The sequence below is a fragment of the Olsenella sp. An293 genome (assembly GCF_002159495.1).
Lineage (GTDB): Bacteria > Actinomycetota > Coriobacteriia > Coriobacteriales > Atopobiaceae > Thermophilibacter.
The window spans coordinates 51068-69515 of sequence record NZ_NFIT01000007.1 but is presented as its reverse complement, the minus strand read 5'-3'; the positions used below and the strand labels follow the sequence as shown (position 1 = coordinate 69515).

The 18448-nt window shown below is 68.9% G+C and carries 19 protein-coding genes; 13 read left to right on the top strand and 6 right to left on the bottom strand.

Annotated elements, in window-relative coordinates; all coding sequences use genetic code 11:
• Positions 1-47: 47 nt before the first annotated feature.
• Together B5F85_RS06010 and B5F85_RS06005 are read right to left on the bottom strand one after the other, a co-directional pair.
• On the bottom strand, positions 48-683 hold the full coding sequence (locus B5F85_RS06010) for a flavodoxin family protein (protein WP_087315379.1): 636 nt from the start codon (positions 681-683) through the stop codon (positions 48-50).
• A 61-nt stretch (positions 684-744) separates the two neighbouring features.
• On the bottom strand, positions 745-1635 hold the full coding sequence (locus B5F85_RS06005) for a LysR family transcriptional regulator (protein ID WP_087315377.1): 891 nt from the start codon (positions 1633-1635) through the stop codon (positions 745-747).
• Between the two features lie 116 nt (positions 1636-1751).
• Between B5F85_RS06005 and B5F85_RS06000 the strand changes: the two genes are divergently transcribed.
• The 4 genes from B5F85_RS06000 (at position 1752) to B5F85_RS05985 (ending at position 4887) form a co-directional block, all read left to right on the top strand.
• Positions 1752-2117 carry a cyclophilin-like fold protein gene (locus tag B5F85_RS06000; protein WP_087315375.1) on the top strand — a complete coding sequence of 122 codons (366 nt, stop codon included), beginning with the start codon at positions 1752-1754 and terminating at the stop codon, positions 2115-2117.
• A 2-nt stretch (positions 2118-2119) separates the two neighbouring features.
• Positions 2120-2869, top strand: a complete 750-nt coding sequence (locus tag B5F85_RS05995) for a carboxymuconolactone decarboxylase family protein (protein ID WP_087315373.1) — start codon at positions 2120-2122, stop codon at positions 2867-2869.
• 72 nt (positions 2870-2941) lie between these two features.
• On the top strand, positions 2942-3967 hold the full coding sequence (locus tag B5F85_RS05990) for an aldo/keto reductase (protein ID WP_087315371.1): 1026 nt from the start codon (positions 2942-2944) through the stop codon (positions 3965-3967).
• 104 nt (positions 3968-4071) lie between these two features.
• Positions 4072-4887, top strand: a complete 816-nt coding sequence (locus tag B5F85_RS05985) for an MBL fold metallo-hydrolase (protein ID WP_087315369.1) — start codon at positions 4072-4074, stop codon at positions 4885-4887.
• A gap of 247 nt (positions 4888-5134) precedes the next feature.
• Here the strand turns inward: B5F85_RS05985 and B5F85_RS05980 are convergent, their stop codons facing one another.
• Complete coding sequence (locus B5F85_RS05980) at positions 5135-5407, bottom strand: GNAT family N-acetyltransferase (protein WP_087315367.1); 273 nt, start codon at positions 5405-5407, stop codon at positions 5135-5137.
• 99 nt (positions 5408-5506) lie between these two features.
• Between B5F85_RS05980 and B5F85_RS05975 the strand changes: the two genes are divergently transcribed.
• The 4 genes from B5F85_RS05975 (at position 5507) to B5F85_RS05960 (ending at position 8960) form a co-directional block, all read left to right on the top strand.
• The gene (locus B5F85_RS05975) at positions 5507-6436 is read left to right on the top strand and encodes a CorA family divalent cation transporter (protein ID WP_087315364.1); all 930 of its coding nucleotides are present in this window, start codon (positions 5507-5509) and stop codon (positions 6434-6436) included.
• 57 nt (positions 6437-6493) lie between these two features.
• Complete coding sequence (locus tag B5F85_RS05970; RefSeq protein ID WP_087315362.1) at positions 6494-7183, top strand: SdpI family protein; 690 nt, start codon at positions 6494-6496, stop codon at positions 7181-7183.
• Between the two features lie 128 nt (positions 7184-7311).
• A complete protein-coding gene (locus B5F85_RS05965) occupies positions 7312-7986 on the top strand; it encodes a response regulator transcription factor (RefSeq protein WP_087315361.1) in 675 nt (224 codons plus the stop codon).
• A complete protein-coding gene (locus B5F85_RS05960) occupies positions 7974-8960 on the top strand; it encodes a histidine kinase dimerization/phospho-acceptor domain-containing protein (RefSeq protein WP_087315359.1) in 987 nt (328 codons plus the stop codon). The genes B5F85_RS05965 and B5F85_RS05960 overlap by 13 nt, the downstream gene beginning before the upstream one ends.
• A 27-nt stretch (positions 8961-8987) precedes the next feature.
• On the opposite strand, the gene B5F85_RS05955 is transcribed toward B5F85_RS05960, so the two are convergent.
• Complete coding sequence (locus tag B5F85_RS05955) at positions 8988-10484, bottom strand: ATP-binding cassette domain-containing protein (RefSeq protein ID WP_087315357.1); 1497 nt, start codon at positions 10482-10484, stop codon at positions 8988-8990.
• 208 nt (positions 10485-10692) lie between these two features.
• On the opposite strand from B5F85_RS05955, the gene B5F85_RS05950 reads away from it, so the two are divergent.
• From B5F85_RS05950 to B5F85_RS05940, 3 genes are all read left to right on the top strand, one after another.
• A complete protein-coding gene (locus B5F85_RS05950) occupies positions 10693-12720 on the top strand; it encodes a TetM/TetW/TetO/TetS family tetracycline resistance ribosomal protection protein (protein WP_087315355.1) in 2028 nt (675 codons plus the stop codon).
• A gap of 174 nt (positions 12721-12894) precedes the next feature.
• Positions 12895-13392: a GNAT family N-acetyltransferase gene (locus tag B5F85_RS05945; protein ID WP_087315353.1), complete on the top strand. Its 498-nt coding sequence runs from the start codon at positions 12895-12897 to the stop codon at positions 13390-13392.
• A gap of 389 nt (positions 13393-13781) precedes the next feature.
• Positions 13782-14405: a helix-turn-helix transcriptional regulator gene (locus tag B5F85_RS05940; protein ID WP_087315351.1), complete on the top strand. Its 624-nt coding sequence runs from the start codon at positions 13782-13784 to the stop codon at positions 14403-14405.
• Here the strand turns inward: B5F85_RS05940 and B5F85_RS05935 are convergent.
• Positions 14402-15397, bottom strand: coding sequence for a VanZ family protein (locus B5F85_RS05935; protein ID WP_087315349.1), 996 nt, complete (start codon positions 15395-15397; stop codon positions 14402-14404). The two genes, B5F85_RS05940 and B5F85_RS05935, sit on opposite strands and share 4 nt — an antisense overlap.
• Positions 15398-15728: 331 nt before the next feature.
• On the opposite strand from B5F85_RS05935, the gene B5F85_RS05930 reads away from it, so the two are divergent.
• The gene (locus tag B5F85_RS05930; RefSeq protein WP_087315347.1) at positions 15729-16940 is read left to right on the top strand and encodes an MFS transporter; all 1212 of its coding nucleotides are present in this window, start codon (positions 15729-15731) and stop codon (positions 16938-16940) included.
• 81 nt (positions 16941-17021) lie between these two features.
• Positions 17022-17495: a hypothetical protein gene (locus B5F85_RS05925; RefSeq protein WP_087315345.1), complete on the top strand. Its 474-nt coding sequence runs from the start codon at positions 17022-17024 to the stop codon at positions 17493-17495.
• 104 nt (positions 17496-17599) lie between these two features.
• Here the strand turns inward: B5F85_RS05925 and B5F85_RS05920 are convergent, their stop codons facing one another.
• Complete coding sequence (locus B5F85_RS05920) at positions 17600-18439, bottom strand: class I SAM-dependent methyltransferase (protein ID WP_087315344.1); 840 nt, start codon at positions 18437-18439, stop codon at positions 17600-17602.
• Positions 18440-18448 lie beyond the last annotated feature (9 nt).

The window sequence follows — 18448 nt, the reverse complement described above, 5'->3', positions numbered from 1 at the left end:
CTGCGAGATGCAGGCGTGAAGGGCTCTGGCCGTTGTCGCGGCGGTCACTACCGGATGAAGTTCGTCTGCTGGCCAGCCTCCTGAGAGGGCAGCGGAACACCCGCCGCGCGGCCCGCATCGAGGCACTTGAGCATCCACGCCATGTTGCGCCCGAGCTGGCGCATGGTCCAGAGGCCCTCGGCGTCCTGCTCGGTCTCTGCCGCCACGTTGCCGTGCACGTTGTTCCAGTAGCGCGAGCTCACGACCGGCATCTGCGCGATGGTGAAGAACTTGTTGATGTCGTCGAAGGCAGAGGTGGTGCCGCCGCGTCGGGCGCTCGCCACGGCCGCCGCCGGCTTGTACGCGAGCACGTTCTTCTCGCCCGCACGGCCGTTGCTGTAGAAGAGGCGGTCCATGAAGCCCAGCAGCGACGCTGCGGCGTGGGCGTAGTGCACCGGCGCGCCAAAGACAAAGCCGTCGGCCTCGGCTGCTTTGGGACGGAACTCGTTCACCACGTCGTCGAACGCGCAGCGGCCGAGCTTGGCGCAGCCGCCGCAGGCCACGCAGCCGCCCACGGGCCGCGCGCCGATCCAGAAGATCTCCGCCTCCATGCCCTCGGCCTCCAGCGTGCGCGCCACCTCCTCGAGCGCGCGGTTGGTGCTCCCCGCCTTGTGCGGGCTTCCGTTCACGAGCATGACCTTCATGGGATTCTCCTATCTGGTACGAAGGGACGCGTCCGTCTGTAAATTGGGGACAGTCCCCAATTTACAGATTCCCCGCTCGGACGAGCTCCAGGAACCGTCGTGCTGCGTCGCCGAGGGGGACGTCGCGCTTCCAGGCGAGGTCGATGACCGAGACGAGCGGCGGGAAGAGCAGGCGGAACTCCAGCCCCGTGCCCGGGCCCACCGTCGTGAGCCCGTCGAAGGAGAGCATGCGGCCCACGCCCTCGCGCGCGAGCAGGGCTCCGTTGTAGGCGAGGTTGTACGTCGTCGCGATGGTGGCCTCGCCCGCGCGGTCGCCAAACCACGTGGCGAGAAGCCCGGTGAGCCCGCCGCCCTTGGCATGGCGCTCCGGTACGATGAGCGGCGCGTCGAGAAGGTCGGCGGGGCTTGCCGTGTCGCGGGCGACCAGCGGGTCGTCGTCGCGCATGAGCACGCCCCAGGCGTCGGTGGGGGAGAGGCGCAGGTGGGCGTAGCGGTCAACGTCGGGGTAGCTCATGAGGACGGAGAAGTCGTCGACACCGTGCTCCAGGCGCTCGATGAGGTCGGGAGCGTTGCCGCTGTGCAGGTGAAAGCGCACGTCGGGGTACTTCTCGCGAAAGGCGCGCACGTGGCGGGCGATCACGCGCAGGCCCTCGGACTCGCCGGCGCCGATGAAGACGTCACCCTCCACGATGTCCTCGCCGCGCGCGAGGTCAGAGGTGGTCTGGTCCGCGAGACCGACGATCTCCTGGGCGCGGCGTCGCAGGTAGAGGCCCTTCTCGGTGGGCGTGACGCTGCGGCTGCGGCGCTCGAGGAGCGGGGTGCCGAGCTCACGCTCGAGCGCCGCGATCTGCCGGGAGAGCGCCGGCTGCGTCACGTGCAGCGCCTCGGCCGCGCGCGACATCGTCCCGTGCTCGCATACGGCGAGGAAGTAGCGAAGGGTTCGGAGTTCCATGGCTGCTCCATTACATCAATGCATATCATGATATGCGATATAAGCAATTGTAGCTCGGAGCACTGCGAAGCAAAATGATGAAAAGGGACTGTCCCTTTGTCTCATGGGAGGCGGACGTGAGGGTTGAGCTGCGGATTGGTGAGGTTGCGGTGCCCGTGGAGCTGAACGGCTCCGCTGCCGCACGCGCGCTTGCGACGCAGCTCCCGCAGGCGCTTTCCATGAGCGCCTCGAGCGTGGGATGCTGCGGGCAGCTGCCCTTCTCGCTGCCGCACGACGCCGCCGACGTTCACCCCGGCTGGTCCGACGGCGACCTCAACTACAAGCCCGAGGGTGACTGGCTTGCGCTCTTCTTTGACGACGAGCGCAACTCCGCGCGTTATGGCGGCCAGGTTACGCTGGGGCATGCGGCGGGCCCGCTCGAGGCGCTGCGCGGCCTTACCGGCACAGTTGACGTGCGCATCGAGCGCACAGAGAGGAGATAGACATGGCAGTCAAGCAGACGGCGGGTCGCGACCAGCTGGGCGAGCTCGCCCCCAAGTTCGCGCAACTCAACGATGACGTGCTCTTTGGTGAGGTGTGGAGCCGCGAGGGGCAGCTCAGCCTCAAGATGCGCTCGATCGTGACCGTGGTGACGCTCGTGGCCAAGGGCATGGTGGACAGCTCGTTTGAGTATCACATGGCCACGGCGCGCAAGAACGGCGTCACGCGCGAGGAGATGGCGGAGATTCTCACCCACGAGGCCTTCTATGCCGGCTGGCCCAACGCGTGGGCTGCGTTCCGCGTGGCGCTCAAGGTCTACGGGGACGAGGCGGACGCCGGCGAGGGCGCGTCCTTCTCGCCCATGTTCGGTCTGGGCAGTCCCAACGACGCCTACGCCCAGTACTTCATAGGCAACTCGTACCTCAATCCGCTGACCAGCGCCGCCGAGTGCGGCGTCGGCCTTGCCAACGTGACCTTCGAGCCGGGCTGCCGCAACAACTGGCACGTGCACAATGCCGAGAAGGGCGGCGGGCAGATTCTCGTCTGCACAGACGGTCGCGGCTGGTACCAGGAGTGGGGCAAGGACCCGCAGGAGCTCACACCGGGCACCGTCGTGGTGATCCCGGCGGGCGTCAAGCACTGGCATGGCGCCGCGCGCGACTCCTGGTTCTCCCACATCGCCTTCGAGGCGCCGGGCGAGAACTGCTCCAACGAGTGGCTCGAGCCCGTCACCGATGAGCAGTACCCGGCGTAGCAGCACGTTGGGGACAGTCCCCAATTAGCAGCACGTTGGGGACTGTCCCCAATTAACAGAAAGGTTGGAGACATGGCGGACATGACCTACACGACGCTCGTACGCTCCGGCATCAGGATTCCGCGGCTGTGCCTCGGCGGGATGAGCTTTGGCAAGCCCTCGGCGGACTTCCACCAGTGGACGATCGGCCCGGATGAGACGCGCGCGGTGATCGCCCGCGCCCTCGAGCTGGGCGTGAACTTCATCGACACGGCCAACTGCTACGCGCACGGCACGAGCGAGGAGTACATCGGCGCCGCCCTGCGCGAGCTGGGCATCCCGCGCGACCAGGTGGTCCTGGCCAGCAAGGTCTTCTTCAACGAGGGCGGGCTCTCGCGCGAGGCGATCAACCGTGAGATCGACGGCACGCTCCAGCGCCTGGGCACGGACTACCTGGACCTCTACATCATCCACCGCTTTGACTACGAGACGCCGATGGAGGAGACCATGGAGGCACTCGACGGCCTCGTGCGCGCGGGCAAGGTGCGCGCCCTCGGCGCGAGCGCGATGTACGCCTACCAGCTCCACAACATGCAGGTCGTGGCCGAGAAGAACGGCTGGACCCCGTTCACGAGCATGCAGTGCCACTACAACCTGCTCTACCGCGAGGATGAGCGCGAGATGATTCCCGTGTGCCGCCAGTATGACATGGCGCTCACGCCCTACAGCCCGCTGGCGTCCGGGCATCTGTGCCGCCCCACCTGGGAGAGCGATTCGGCGCGCAGCCGCACCGACGTCGTGGTCCGCAACAAGTACGACGCCGACCGCGAGCGCGACATGCCCATCGTCGCGCGCGTTGCCGAGCTGGCAGAGCGCCACGGCGTGCCCATGTCGCGCATCGCGCTCGCCTGGCACTGGGCGCGTGGCGTGGAGGCCCCGATCGTGGGCTGCTCCAAGCCCGAGCGCGTGGACGACGCGGTGGCGGCGCTCGACGTGGCGCTCACGGCCGAGGAGGTCGCCTACCTCGAGGAGCCCTACGTGGCGCACGAGCTCGTGGGTCCGGCCGCCCGCCCCGGCGAGAAGCCCCTCGCAGGCACGACCAACCCCAACGCAAAGTAAGCCTGTCGGGTGTGTCAATTGGGGACGTGTTTTTTCGTGCAGACGGTTTGGGACAGGTTATGTGCACGAAATAACCCGTCCCCAATTGACAGAATGGAGGCGCTATGGAGTTGAAGGGTGTCACCACCAACGAGAAGAACCAGGCGGTGCCGGCCGGGGCCGCGCCCGTGGGCCCGGAGGCGTTCGCGGCCCGCGCGGACACGACGGTGACGTGGCTCGGTGGCGCGGGCATCCTGCTCAACGCCCGCGGCACGCGCGTCATGGTCGACCCCGTGCTCGAGGGCTTTGACATGCCCGTGCTCTTTGACGCGCCGGTGGCGCCCGCGGACGTGCCCGCGCTCGACGCCGTCCTGATCACGCACATCGACAAAGACCACTTCAGCCGCCCCACCTGCCACGACCTCGCCGACGTGTGCCCCGCCTACCACGCCCCGCGCTACGTGGCGCAGGTCGCGCGCGAGGAGGGCCTGCCCGGCGTCGGCCACGACATCGGAGAGTCCTTCTCGGTGGGCTCGGTGACGGCGCGCCTCACGCCCGCGTGGCACACCTGGCAAAACGATTCCGCCAAGTGGTCCTGGCGTACGTGGGCGCGCGAGGACTACTGCGGCTACTGGCTCGACACGCCGGACGGATCGATCTGGCTGCCGGGCGACTCCCGGCTGCTGCCGGAGCACCTGGAGATGCCCGAGCCCGAGCTCATCCTCCTGGACTTCTCTGACAACGAGTGGCACATCACCTTCGACGGGGCGGTGCGCCTCGCCAACGTCTACCCGGGCGCGCGGCTGCTGTGCATCCACTGGGGCACGGTCGACGCCCCGGACTGGTCGACCTTCAACGGCGACCCGCGCGCGCTCGCCGACCATGTGACCAACCCCGAGCGCGTGCTCGCCCCGTTGCCCGGCGAGCCGGTCGTCCTGTAGCGAGGGGCCGGGAGCTGCGCGCACTTCTCGGCATTGTTCAAGACGATGCCCGCACTCATGAGTGCGGGCATCGAGTGCGGGCGATTATGGCCGTTTTGGCAAAGGAGTGCGGGCGGACTCTCGGTGTTTCCCCTCAAGTGCGCGCATCGAGTGCGCTCCGGCCCGCACTTCTTGCACGGGGCGAGAAGTGCGGGCACGTCCACGGGTGATGCCGAGAAGTGCACGCCACCGGACCCCCTCGCGCCCGCTACGCCAGCAGCGCGGCGTGCTCCGGGTGCTTCTCGAACCAGCTGACGGCGTACGAGCACGTGGGACGCGCGTAGTAGCCGCTCGCGGCGATGCTCGCGACGGCGCGGCCCAAAAGCTCGCCCGCGACGCCCCGGCCGCGCAGGCTCTCGTCCACAAAGGTGTGGTTGATCTCCACGATGCCCGGCTCCACCTGCGGGAAGGTGACCTCGGCCAGCACGTTCCAGCTCTCGTCCAGCACCTGCACGCGGTCGCGCTCCATGATCCAGCCCATGCTGCCTCCTTCGATTGCGGTCTGCGGGGCTATTGTCTCACACGACAACGGGTAGAACCTCCAACAAGGACGGTTGGCGGCAGTGGGCGGGAGCGCACTATGGCACGGGCTTGGCACATCGCAAACGGGCATCTTGCGACGGGCGAGAAGGACGGCGCGCGCGTCGCCATTCTCCTGCATCTGGGCGAGGCGCGGTCACGCCCGCTCTCCCACACGCAGCGCGAGGTCCTCGACCAGCTCGAGCACGCCGCGATGCCCTTTCTGGAGCGCACGTCCACCGGGGCGGCGGGACTTGTGGTCACGCCGAGCGGCCGACGTCGCTTTGGCTTCATTCTTACCCCCAATGAGCTGGTGCTCATTGACGACGGAGACGTCTGCGCCACGGCGCTCGGCCGGGCCGTGGAGGACCGGGCGCGCGTCGAGGGGCCGGCCGGCGCGCTCTGTGCGCTGCTCCGCGAGCTTCTGCGCGACCATCCGGCGCGTCTCTCTCGCATGCGCGAGGACTTCGAGCTGATGGAGCAGCAGGTCCTCGAGGGACGCGAGCGCCCGGACCGGCGCAAGATGATGGCGGACTCGCGCCGCATGTTCGGGCTCGACACCTTCTATCAGGGCATGTCAGACCTTGCCGGGGAGCTCGCCGAGGACGACTCCGGCCTCGTGGCGCCCGCGGACCGCGCGAGGCTCCGCTCGCTTGCGCGCCTCCTGGGGCGGCTCGCCGCGCGCCTGGAGTCGCTGCAGGACTACAGCCTGCAGGTGCACAGCCTCTACCAGGAGTCCATCGACGTGCGGCAGAACAACGTCATGCAGTGGCTCACGGTCGTGACCACGATCGTGATGCCGCTCACCCTCGTCACCGGGTGGTACGGCATGAACTTCCCGCACATGGCGCTCTTCGACGTGCCGTGGGGCTACTTCGCGGTGATCGTGGCGTGCGTGACGATCGTTGCCGTTGAGGTGGCGTTCTTCTGGCATCACGGCTGGCTGAGCTTTGGCGAGCGGCGTCGCGGGGGCGGCGAGCGGCGAGGTTGATAAGCGCCCACGGGAGGGGTATAACATCGCGCATCATGTTCGTCTGAGGAGGCTGGCATGGCTGGATTGAACCTCGAGGTGCGCGACAAGGCGCTGTGGACGGCCCTTCTCGTCCTGGTTTTGGCGAGCTCGGCGGCCTACCTGTTCTGGGCGCTGCCCGCGATGCCGGAGACCGTGCCCACGCACTGGGGCGCGGACGGCTCCGTCGACGGCTGGAGCGACAAGGGCTCCACGGTCTTCATGGGCGTCATCATGCCGCCGCTCATGCTGGCCCTGCTCTTCGCGGTGCCGTACTTTGACCCGCGCGGGGCCAGCTTCAACCGCTTCAAGGGCATCTATCAGGGCTTCTCTGCGGCCTTCACCGTGTTCATGGTCGCCGTGGGCTGGCTCACGCCGGCCACGGCGCTCGGGCTCGTCCCGGAGAGCGGTTCGGCCGTGGGCGCGCTCGTCTTTGGCTTCATGGGGCTGCTTCTCGTGGGCCTTGGCATCGCGATGCCGCGCATCGAGCCCAACTACACCTTTGGCGTGCGCGTTCCGTGGGCGCTCGACGACCCGGACAACTGGCGGCGCACGCACCGCTTTGCCGGCCCGGTCTTTGTGGTCATGGGCGCGGTTATGTGTGCGATGGCGTTTCTCGGGTCGACGCTGCCGGAGGCGGCGCTGGTGGCGACGCTGCTCGTGACGCTTCTCGGCGGCGTGGCGCTCATCACGCTCTACAGCTTCCTGATCTGGAAGGGCGTTCTGTAAATTGGGGACTGTCCCCAACTAACAGAAATCTTTTATGCGAATTGGGGACTGTCCCCAATTTACAAAACCCGTTAGGGAACCGTTAGACGGGCCTGATACGCTGTCCCCAGACGAGAGAGGGGGCGGCGATGGCGCGGATTCTGGTGGTGGACGACGAGCGGGCGATCACGGAGACGCTCGAGCGGGTGCTTGCGCTCGACGGGCACGTGGTGACGTCCGTGTGCGACCCTGCGCGCGTGCCGGGCATGGGCCTCGACCGCTACGACCTGCTGATCCTTGACGTCATGATGCCGGGGCTCGATGGCTTTGAGCTGCTGCGGGCCATCCGCTCGCGCGTGGACGCGCCGGTGCTGTTTCTCACGGCGCGCATTGCCGAGAAGGACGCGGTGCTGGGCCTCGGCCTGGGCGCGGACGACTACCTCCGCAAGCCCTTCGGGGTCGACGAGCTGCGCGCCAAGGTGGCCGCGCACCTGCGCCGTGAGCGCCGGCCCCGCGTGAGCGCGCTCGCCTTTGACGCGGGCGGCACGGAGCTGCGCGTCCTTCTCGCTTCAAAGCAGATCGAGGCGGGCGGGCAGGTCGTGCCGCTCACCGCCACCGAGTACGAGATCTGCGAGTTTCTCGCCCGACGCCCTGGGCAGGTGTTCTCGCGCTCCCAGCTGCGCGAGCACGTGCTCGGCTGGGAGAGCGTCGCGGGCGACGACGCCATCTCGATGCACGTGAGCCGCGCGCGCAGAAAGCTCGCGGCCGCCGGGGTGGACCCGATCGAAACCGTCTGGAAGGTGGGATACAAATGGCAGCTGTGAGCAAGGATACGGCCAGCGCCGCCGCGGGGCGGCGCGCCTGGCGCGGCCTGCCGATGGGCTTTGTGGTCGGTCGCTACTTCGTGTACGTGATCGTGGGGCTTCTGGCGATCGTGCTCTGGGCGCAGGTCTCGCTCAGGGGGATGCTGCGGTCGGGCGAGGTCTACCCGGCTGACTACGGCTCCGAGCACGTCGAGGAGGTGCTGCAGAGGCTTGCCGCGCAGGACGAGTTCGATCCGGAGGCGATACCCTCGGCGTACTGGTACCTGCTGATTGACGAGAAGGGCAACGAGCTCGCGACGGACCTTGGGGACAAGGGCTCGATTCTCTACTCCGTGGCGGAGAGCCTCAAGGGCTCCGATGCCCCCGGCTGGCACGTCGAGGAGCTGCCGCGCTACTACGACATCTGGGGAAGCGCCGTGCACCACTACCGGTACGCCCGGCTCGACAACGGCACCATCGTCCTTCTCGCGTACCAGAACCTGCCGCAGTACGCCACGCGCGAGCTGCGCGACAGCCGGCCCAACGTTTTGGTGCAGCTGGGGTGGACCTGCGCGGGAGCGGGTGCGGCGCTGATCGTGGGCGTGGGCGCCTGGGCCGCGCACGTGATCTCGCGCAAGCTCCGGCCGGCGGCGGAGGCGGCGGCGCGCATCGAGGCCTCCGACCTCGACTCCCCGGTGGGCCGCTCCAACGTGCGCCAGGTGAACGACCTGCTCGCGGCGATGGAGCGCATGCGGGCGGCGCTGCGCGAGACGCTCGACGCGCGCTGGCGGGCCGAGGAGGAGCGCCGCGAGACCGTGACGCAGCTTGCGCATGAGCTCAAGACGCCGCTCACGGTGGTGAGCGCCAACGCGGAGCTGCTCGCGCGGGGCGAGGCCACGGGCCCGGACGCCGAGGCCGCGGCCGCCGTGGTGGCCGACGCGGCACGGCAGCTCGACGAGTGTGCCTCGCGCATCATGTCCGCCGCGTTTAAGTAGGTCAAAAGGGGACAGACCCCTTTTGACTCATTTCTCGCGCACGCGGCCGTCGCGGACCTCCCAGGTGCGGCTGGTGCAGGCGTCGAGGAACCGCCGGTCGTGGCTCACCAGCAGAAGCGCCCCGGGATAGGCCGCGAGCGCGCGCTCGAGCGCCTCGGTGGAGTGCAGGTCAAGGTGGTTGGTCGGCTCGTCCATGACGATGAGCGCGGGGCGGCGCAGGATGCCTTCGGCGAGCAGCAGCTTTCTCAGCTCGCCGGGGCTTGTGCGCCCGCCCTCGAGGATGCGGTCCGGGTCGGAGTTGAGCTGCGCCACCGTGGAGAGCACGCGCCCGCGCTCGGCCGACGCCAGGCCCGACACGCGCGAGACCGCGGCGTCGCGGGCGTCTGCCGGGAGCTCCTGCGGGATGTCCAGCACCTCCAGGGCGAGTCCCGCCTTCGCTGCCCGGGCGAGAAGGACCCGCAAGTGCGCGAGGAGCGTGGACTTGCCGGCTCCGTTGGGACCGACGACGCCCACGTGGTCGGTGCTCCCCACCCAGAGCTCGGGCATCTCGAGCGTGCCCTCCGGGCCGCAGGGGATGGTCATGGCGGGCACGTGCAGCACCGTGCGCCGCCGCGCGGGCTCGGCGTCCATCCAGATGTCGCCGTCGTAGCGCTTCTGCACGCGCGCGGCGGCGAGGCGCTTCTGCGCGGCGGCCAGGCGCGCGTCCATCTGGGACGAGAGGCGGCCCGCCTGACCGTCCTTGCCGGTGAAGATGGCAAGGTCGATGCGCCCGCGAGCGTCGCGGTCGCGCGGGTCCAGGTTTCGCTTGCTGCGTCGCGCGTCCGCCCGCGCCGCCTCGTGGGCCCGCTTGTCCTTCTCGACTGCGAGGCGTGCGAGCTCGCGCTTGGCGCTCTGCCGTTCGGCTGCCGCGGAGCTGCGCTCGAGCTCCGCCTGCGCGTGCGCGGCGCTGTAGCCGCCCGGGCGCACGACGACGCCTGCCGACTCGAAGGAGGCGCAGCGCGCGGCGAGCGCGTCCACGAGGTCGCGGTCGTGGCTCACGAGGATCCCGATGCCCCGGAAGCGCGCGAGCGCCGCCCCCAGCTCCGCGCGGGCGCCCTCGTCGAGATGGTTGGTGGGCTCGTCCGCCACGAGCACGTCCGGCCGGCTCCAGAGCGCGACCGCCACCTGCAGCTTCTTGCGCTCGCCAAAGGAGAGCTCGTCCCAGCGCCACGGCAGGTCGTCAGCTATCCGGAAGCTCTCGCGCAGCTCGCGGGCCTCGCGCCCGTAGTCCAGGGCAAAGTCGGCGAGGGCTGCGGGCGGCTCGTCGGCGTCCTGCGCCACGTAGGCGCAGACGAGGTCGCGCGTGAGCGACCCCGCGTCCGGCTCGATGAGGCCGCACGCGATCTTGGCCAGCGTGGTCTTACCGCAGCCGTTGTCCCCCAGAAGGGCGGTCCAGCCCTCGGGGAAGGTTATGGTGAGGTTGTTGATGACGGGCTCGAGCGCGGCGGGATAGGCGTACGTGACGCCGGAAAGCATCAGTTGCATAGACATCTCCTCTGACGAAAAGTGACAGTCCCTTTTCGTCACCTCGGGTTTTCTGGCGAAAGATGTCTAGCGAATGCCCACGCTTCCCGTGCCTCTCCTCGGTCCGATGGCGGCGCCACCCGCGCTGCGAGGCCCATTCCCCGCTCGGCCGTTGGCGCCAGTATGCTCGCGAGGCGCGCGCCCGTCAAGCTATGATGAGAAAAACGGCATGGCAGAAAAGGGGAGGCATCGCGTGAGGCAGGCGGTCGTGGGGTTGTTGGCGCACGTCGACGCGGGCAAGACCACGCTCGCGGAGGCCATGCTCGCCGCCGCGGGCGCCATTCGCAACCCCGGCCGCGTGGACAGCGGCGACTCGCACCTCGACACCGACGCCATGGAGCGCGAGCGCGGCATCACGATCTTCTCGTCCAGCGCGGCGCTCGACTGGGGCGGCGCCCACCTCATGCTCGTGGACGCGCCCGGCCACGTGGACTTCTCCGCCGAGGCAGAGCGCACGCTGCAGGCCCTTGACTACGCGATCCTCGTGGTGGGCGCGGGCGACGGCGTCCAGGGCCACACCGAGACGCTCTGGGAGCTGCTCGAGCGCCACTCGATCCCGACCTTCGTCTTCGTGAACAAGTGCGACCTGGAAAACCCCGGGCTAGAAGAGCTTCTCGCCGAGCTTTCCTCGCGCCTCTCGCCGGGCTGCGTAGACGCCGAGGCGCTGCTCGCCGGCGACCCGGCGGCCACGGAGGAGGCGGCCGCAAGCGATGAGGCGGCTCTGGACGAGTACCTGGAGAGCGGCGAGCTTGCTCCCGCAACGCTTGCGCGCATCGTGGCCGCCCGTGGGGTCTTCCCCTCCTTCTTTGGCGCGGCGCTGCGCGACGTTGGCGTGCGCGAGCTGCTCGACGGCGTCTCCCGCCTCATCGCCGAGAAGGACTGGCCCACGGAGTTTGCGGCCCGCGTCTACCGCGTGGGTCGCGGCGCCCGCGGCGAGCGGCTCGCCTGGGTGAAGGTGACGGGCGGCTCGCTGCGCGCCAAGATGCAGCTCGCGGGCAGCGACCGCGGCGTCACGTGGCAGGAGAAGGTCAACGAGGTGCGCCTCTACCAGGGTGCGAGCTTTGAGACCGTCGCTGAGGTGTCCGCGGGGCGAATCTGCGCCGTCACGGGCCTCACGCGCGTGGTGCCCGGGAGCCCCCTCGGCGCCGAGCCCGCCGGCGAGCGCCCGGTGCTCGCGCCCGTCCTGTCCTACCAGGTGATCCCCGAGCCCGGGGCGGACGTCTCCGCGCTCGTTCGGGCCTTGCGGGAGCTCGCGAGCGAGGACCCGATGCTCGGCGTGACCTGGCACGAGCAGCTCCAGGAGATCCACGTGCAGCTCATGGGGGAGGTCCAGCAGGACGTGGTCGCCGCGCTCCTGCGCGAGCGCCACGGGTTTGCCGTGACCTTCGGACCCGGCGGCATCCTCTACAAGGAGACCCTGTCCGCGCCCGCGGAGGGTGTGGGCCACTTCGAGCCGCTGCGCCACTACGCCGAGGTGCGCCTGCTCGTGGAGCCGCTGCCGCGCGGCTCGGGCGTCGAGTTTGGCACGCGCTGCTCCACGGACGACCTGGACCTCAACTGGCAGCGCCTCATCCTCACCAACGCGCAGGAGCGCGACCACCTGGGGCCGCTCACGGGCGCACCGCTCACCGACGTGCGCATCACGCTGCTCGCCGGTCGCGCCCACCCCAAGCACACCGAGGGCGGGGACTTTCGCCAGGCCACCTACCGCGCCGTCCGCCAGGCCCTCATGGGCGCGCGCGAGCGCGAGGAGTGCGAGCTGCTGGAGCCGTGGTACCGCTTTCGCCTCGCGGTGCCGGCCGAGCGTGTGGGCCGCGCGCTCACTGACCTCACGCGCATGGCCGCCGTCTTCGAACCGCCGGTCGCGACGGGCGACGTGGTGCGCGTCGTGGGCGAGGTGCCGGCCTCCGAGGTGGGGGAGTACGCGCTCGAGGTCGCGCGCTACACGGGCGGGCGCGGGCGCCTGGCGCTCGAGCTCGCGGGATACCGCCCCTGCCACAACGCGGACGAGGTCGTCGCGGCGGCGGCCTACGATCCCGAGGCCGACCTCCCCAACACGCCGGACTCCGTCTTCTGCAGCCACGGTGCCGGTCACACGGTCAAGTGGTACGACGTGTCCGCGCACGCGCACACCGAGGTCGACCCCGCGCGCCTGCGCCCGTACCGCCCCGCCGACGCCGCGTTCTTCTCGAAATGAGTCAAAAGGGGACTGTCCCCTTTTGAACCATTGAGGGTATGTACGATCCTCGACCCGTTCGTCCTTCTCGCCTGTGCCTCTGACCTGCGACTTTGCGAGAAGGACCTCGGGGTGTACTGTACATATCCGGTATGCGCACCGTACATACCCTCAAAGGACGTCAGGAGGTCAGAGATGAGCGAGAAACCTCAGTTCAGGGAAGCCGAGCGCGCAGACGTGCCGCTGATTCTTCAGTTCATTCGCGAGTTGGCCGACTACGAGGGCATGCTCGACGAGGTCGTGGCGGACGAGCCCACGCTCGAGGAGTGGATCTTCGACCGCGGGCGCGCCGAGGTGGTCTTTGCGCTGGAAGACGGTCGCGAGGTGGGGTTTGCCCTCTTCTTTCACAACTTCTCGACCTTCCTCGGTCGCGCGGGCATCTACCTGGAAGACCTCTACGTCCGTCCCGAGCACCGCGGCAAGGGCTACGGAAAGGCGCTCCTCAAGCGGCTCGCGCAGATTGCGGTGGAGCGCGGGTGTGGCCGGCTCGAGTGGTGGTGTCTCGACTGGAACCGCCCGAGCATCGATTTCTACCTCGCGATGGGTGCCGAGCCCATGAGCGACTGGACGGTCTATCGCATGGCCGGCGACGCTCTTGCATCCCTCGCGCAGCCAGCGCGCCAATCAAATTAGCATGCCTTTTCGGCCTTCAAGGCGGTCGGGGTTCCTGGGGACGTGAGGTGTGTCACTTTTGGCGAGGTTTGTGCAGCGAATGGAAGGTCCCCTTCTTAATTCGACGCACTCCCAATCAAAGAGCGTGTGTTTCGCCAGATGATCTTGGTCAGAAACGTCGTGGATAATGCGGTCCGTCTCTGCTGCCACACAGACCTCGCCAAAAGCGAAACACCCCACGTCCCCAGGAGCCCCGACGGCTTCAGCGGTTCAAATTGTGGCGGCCTCCTTTGAGCTTTTCCTGCTCCATGCCAGTTCAGCGGGCATGTCAAAAGGTTTGGACAGGGTGCCCGCCCGATCCTCGGTCGTCATCGCCTCATGTGCGGGTATGCTTGCCCTGAGGAGGCAACATGGACGAGCAGCGTACATCGCGACAGGTCATCGGTGCCCGCATCCGAGAGCTCCGCGAGGCGTCGGGCATCTCTCAGGGCGAGCTGGCCGGGCGCGCCTACGTGGCACGCCAGACCGTAAACAACTGGGAGACGGGAAAGACCCTCATCGACGTGCAGAGCCTCGCGCTCGTGGCCGGGGCCCTGGGAACCACGGCGGGCGAGCTTCTGGGCGAGAGGGGCGCCGAGGCCGTGCGCGCCGAGGCGGACCTCCGCCATCGCCTGATCGTGCTGCTGGTGGGCTACGGGCTTCTTGTGCTCCTCTGGGTGGCACTGGCCGTGACGGGGGCGGCGCTGGACAACGCGGGGGCCGAGACAGCCTCCATCGTTGCGAATGCGGCCATGGCCGGTGTGTCGGTTGCGGCGGGCGCGTGCTGGTTTGGCCTCTGGCACCTCGTGAAGGAGCATGACCTCCCCACGGCGACGCGGCTCGTGACGTTTCTCGAGGGACGCGACCCCGCTGCGGACCCGCCGCGCGGCTTTCTCTACGACTGCGTCCTGCCGCACTGGCGCGCCTGGGAGCTTCTGCTGTGGGTCCCGCTCGTCGTCATGTACGTGACGGTTCTTCTCTCCGCAGCGGCTTAGACAAGGTCGTAGGGCATCGTTCGCATCACCAGGTAGAAGAGCGCAAGAATCGGCCACGCCAGCGGGAAGAAGAAGTACGCCCCGCCCAGCACCACGACGCGCAGCACGTAGAAGGCCGCCCTGCGCCCGCCCGTGCGCTCTCGGGTCTCGCACGACATGCGCACGAAGGCGCCGCCCGGCGTCGACCCGCCGTGGCGCCAGGGAGTCACGAGCTCCACCCACACGAACGCCGCGTAGAGCACGGCGTCCATGACGTGCGCGCGCACGCCCTCGGAGACGCCGAGCATCGCCAGCGCCAGGGCGATGGTGCCGCCCACCACGAGCGAAAGAAGCGTCACGAGCAGGGTGTCCAGCCAAAACGCAACACAGCGGCGCACGAAGCCGGGTGCGTGCGTGACCTCGCCCTCCTCGGCGAGCGCCCCGGGCGGCAGCACCCGCGCCAGCGCCGCCGCGCACAGCCATCCCACCGCCGCACCGGTCGTGTTGTAGATGAGGTCGTCGACGTCGGCCGTGCGGTAGGCGTAGGGGTAGATGCCAAAGAGTCCCGTGCCCTGCGCCGCCTCGATGCAAAGCGACGCCAGCAGGCCCACGATCACGGAGCGCCAGAATCCCCAGCGCAGCAGGCGCCCCGCGATGAAGCCGAGCGGCATGAACAGCACCACGTTGAACGCGATCTGCGGCAGCGTGCTCACGCCCTCGCGCCGGAAGTCTCCCACGAAGGCGAGCGGGTCCAGCTGCCAGGGCACCCCGTAGGTGATGCCGAGGCCAGACGTGCCGCTCGGCAGCGGGTAGAGCGTGAAGCACCCCAGGCCCAGCACGTAGAGCACGGCGAGGTAGGTGGAGACCACCGTGCCAAACCGCAGCCGGCCGTCGCGGTGGTAGACCCACGCCAGGATCGGCAGCGTGAGCGCCGCCGAGGCCAGCGGCCAGAGCATCAGCGCCATGAGGAAGTTGTCCGTGTACCCGGAGAGGAAGCGCCTGATGAGGTTCATGTCGTCCGTTCTTCTCGTCTCTTCGTGCGGCCCCATTGTCCCCCAGAGGCGTGCCCGCCGCCATCGAAGTCCCTTACGGTTTCGCAAGAGTCGGCCTCGTCTTGAGGGTATGTACACTTCCCAACCCGCCCGTTCTTCTCGGCCGTGGCGCTGACCTGCGGATTTGCGAGAAGAACCTTGGAGCTGGGTGTACATACCCTCAAGGGGCGGTGTACATACCCTCAAGCGCGGCGGAAATGTGGGGTGACATCCCCAAAGAGCGGCGCTACCATGTGGTGGAAACGTTTCCACACCAGCAGTGAGCGCCGGTAGTCGGAAGGGGAGCTCCCGCATGACCATCGTTCTTCTCGTCGTCATCTACGTGGCCTTCGTGGGCCTGGGCATCCCGGACTCGCTCCTCGGCGCGGCGTGGCCCGCCATGCACGCCGACCTCGGATTGCCGGTCTCGATGGGCAGCGTCATCACGATGATCGTCAGCTGCGGGACCATCGTCTCGAGCCTTGCCTCGGCCGCCGTGATCAACCGCTTTGGGACCGGGCGCGTGACGGCGTTCTCCACCACGCTCACGGCACTCGCACTCCTGGGCTTTGCGCTCGCGCCCAACATCGCGTGGCTCTGCGCGCTCGCCGTGCCCCTCGGGCTGGGCGCCGGCTCCATCGACACGGCGCTCAACAACTACGTGGCGCTGCACTACAAGGCCACGCACATGAACTTCCTGCACTGCGCCTACGGCGTGGGCGTGACCATCAGCCCGTTCATCATGTCCGTGGCGCTTTCCGCGGGGACGTGGCGCGAGGGCTATCTCGGCGCGACGGCCTGCCAGGCGGCGATCGCGCTGCTCACCATTGCGATCCTGCCGCTCTGGGACAAGGTCGCCCGGGTCCACGAGCGCCAGGGGGACGAGCAGGACGTGGAGCCCCGCACGGAGAGCCCCCTCAGGCTGGTCCGCCGGCGCGACGTGCGCCTGGCCTGCCTCGTGTTTCTTGCCTCCGTCGCGATAGAGGGCATCTGCAACACCTGGTGCACGAGCTACCTCGTCGGGACGCGCGGCATGGGCGCCGGAGAGGCCGCGGGCATGGTGACCGTCTACTACGTGGGCGTGACGGCCGGCCGCTTCCTGTCCGGTGTGCTCGCCAACCGGCTCTCGAGCAAGCAGCTCGTGGGGCTGGGGCAGGCGATCACCCTGGCGGCGGTGCTCGTCCTTCTTGCCCCGCTGCCGACGTCCGCCGCGCCCGTGGGCCTCTTCCTGGTGGGCTTTGGCAACAGCCCGCTCTATCCCAACATGCTGCATCTGACGCCGCGCCTCTTTGGCCGCGAGCTCTCCCAGTCGGTCATCGGCGTGCAGATGGCCGCGTCCTACGTGGGCTCGCTCGCGATAGCGCCGCTCTTTGGCGTGGTGGGGCAGGCCTTTGGCTTCTGGCTCTTCCCAGTGGCGCTGCTCGTGCTGGGCCTCGTGGTTACGGGAGCCTTTCTCGTTCTCATGGTCCTCAAGGGGTGGCGGCCGCGCGAGTACGCGCGCCGCGCCCTCGGCTCCCGACGCTAGTGGGACAGATACCTCAGGGGTGTCTGTCACGCGCGTAGAATGGCCGTATCGATCAAACGACGGCGGGGAGGGCGGTGGCACATGCGCATCTACAAGGGCAACCCCGAGCTTGTCTTTCGCGGGAAGGTCGCGCCGTGGTACGGGGCGCTCTCGGGCATCGTCTGCGCGGCGGCCGCCGTGTTGGCGCTGCAGCCGGGGATGCCCGCGGTGGTGCCGGCGGCGGTGCTCGTCGTTGCGGCGGTCGCGCTCTGGCCCGTGGTGGTGCGAAACCGCGTGGAGCTCTACGGCGACCGCCTGGAGATCGTCTTTGGGTGGGGCCGTACCATCATCCCGTACGACCACGTGCGCGACGTGCGCCGTTCCGCCGGCGCGGTCGTGCCGGACGAGTTCACCGGGCACGTGGCGGCTGCCTCGACGGACGCCGTCTACATCGACGCGCCGGTTGACGGCGACGCTGTGGTCTCCGTGCTCGGCAACGACCACCTGGTGTCGGAGCTCCGCCGCCGCGCGGGGCTCGACGCGCCGAGTGCGCCCGGGCAAGACGGCGTCGAGTAAGAGCAATCTGCCAAAAGTGCCCTCCCGAGGGGCCTGTTTTGGCAGAAAGCTCTTACTCGGCGGGATGTGCCGAGAAGAACGCGCAGCCGAGAAGAACGTGCGGCCTACGCCGGGCGCCGCGCCACCACGGCAAACGTGAGCGGGATGCGCGGCGCGCCTGCGGGCATGGTCCAGCCGTCGGCCGTCTCGACGAGGCAGGGGAGCGACCGCCACTCGGCAAACGGGCTCTCGCGGAAGTCCTCGATCGCAAGGCCGACATCCAGCAGGACGCCCAGGATCTCCTGGAAGTCGTGGCTCCAGTTGTGCGCGCTCGTGTGCGCGATGGCGCCGGCCGATCCGGGCACGTAGCTGCCGTCGTCCTCGTAGTCGTCGCAGAAGCCGGAGAGGTAGTCGGCGTGCACCTCGAGCGACTCGTAGAGCAAGGCACCCAGCATCGGGTGGTCGTCGCGGACCACGAGAAGGCCGCCGGGCGCAAGCAGCCGCGCGATAGACCGCGCCCAGCTCGCGAGTTCGGGCAGCCACTGGAGCGCGCCCGTGCCGGTGACCACGACGTCGAACTGCCGGTCGATGGCGTCGGCGGCGCGCCGCGCGTCGCCCTCGACAAAGGTGACGCGTGCGCCTGCCCGCGCCGTGATTTCGCGCGCCCGCTCGAGCGAGGCGGGGGAGAAGTCCAGGCCCCAGACCTCGGCGGCCCCGAGGCGCTCCCAGCAGAGCGTGTCCGTCCCGATGTGGCACTGCAGGTGCAGCACGGAGCGGCCCCCGAGCCCGTCCGGCCCCAGGTGCGGGCGCAGGACCTCGAAGTCGCGCCGCGCCACGGGCGAGACGTACGACCGGTCCGCAACCAGCCGCTCCACCTCGTAAAACGGCGAGGCCACGTGCACCGCCGCCCGGTCGTCCCAGTTGGCGCGGTTCTCGGCCACCCTACGTTCGGTCTCTGCGTCCACGTTCTTCCC

Coding starts and splice junctions, on each gene's coding strand:
- B5F85_RS06010 (WP_087315379.1), bottom strand. CDS start 683: ATGAAGGTCATGCTCGTGAACGGAAGCCCGCACAAGGCGGGGAGCACC.
- B5F85_RS06005 (WP_087315377.1), bottom strand. CDS start 1,635: ATGGAACTCCGAACCCTTCGCTACTTCCTCGCCGTATGCGAGCACGGG.
- B5F85_RS05995 (WP_087315373.1), top strand. CDS start 2,120: ATGGCAGTCAAGCAGACGGCGGGTCGCGACCAGCTGGGCGAGCTCGCC.
- B5F85_RS05990 (WP_087315371.1), top strand. CDS start 2,942: ATGGCGGACATGACCTACACGACGCTCGTACGCTCCGGCATCAGGATT.
- B5F85_RS05985 (WP_087315369.1), top strand. CDS start 4,072: ATGGAGTTGAAGGGTGTCACCACCAACGAGAAGAACCAGGCGGTGCCG.
- B5F85_RS05980 (WP_087315367.1), bottom strand. CDS start 5,407: ATGGGCTGGATCATGGAGCGCGACCGCGTGCAGGTGCTGGACGAGAGC.
- B5F85_RS05975 (WP_087315364.1), top strand. CDS start 5,507: ATGGCACGGGCTTGGCACATCGCAAACGGGCATCTTGCGACGGGCGAG.
- B5F85_RS05970 (WP_087315362.1), top strand. CDS start 6,494: ATGGCTGGATTGAACCTCGAGGTGCGCGACAAGGCGCTGTGGACGGCC.
- B5F85_RS05965 (WP_087315361.1), top strand. CDS start 7,312: ATGGCGCGGATTCTGGTGGTGGACGACGAGCGGGCGATCACGGAGACG.
- B5F85_RS05960 (WP_087315359.1), top strand. CDS start 7,974: ATGGCAGCTGTGAGCAAGGATACGGCCAGCGCCGCCGCGGGGCGGCGC.
- B5F85_RS05955 (WP_087315357.1), bottom strand. CDS start 10,484: ATGCAACTGATGCTTTCCGGCGTCACGTACGCCTATCCCGCCGCGCTC.
- B5F85_RS05950 (WP_087315355.1), top strand. CDS start 10,693: ATGGCAGAAAAGGGGAGGCATCGCGTGAGGCAGGCGGTCGTGGGGTTG.
- B5F85_RS05945 (WP_087315353.1), top strand. CDS start 12,895: ATGAGCGAGAAACCTCAGTTCAGGGAAGCCGAGCGCGCAGACGTGCCG.
- B5F85_RS05940 (WP_087315351.1), top strand. CDS start 13,782: ATGGACGAGCAGCGTACATCGCGACAGGTCATCGGTGCCCGCATCCGA.
- B5F85_RS05935 (WP_087315349.1), bottom strand. CDS start 15,397: ATGAACCTCATCAGGCGCTTCCTCTCCGGGTACACGGACAACTTCCTC.
- B5F85_RS05930 (WP_087315347.1), top strand. CDS start 15,729: ATGACCATCGTTCTTCTCGTCGTCATCTACGTGGCCTTCGTGGGCCTG.
- B5F85_RS05925 (WP_087315345.1), top strand. CDS start 17,022: ATGCGCATCTACAAGGGCAACCCCGAGCTTGTCTTTCGCGGGAAGGTC.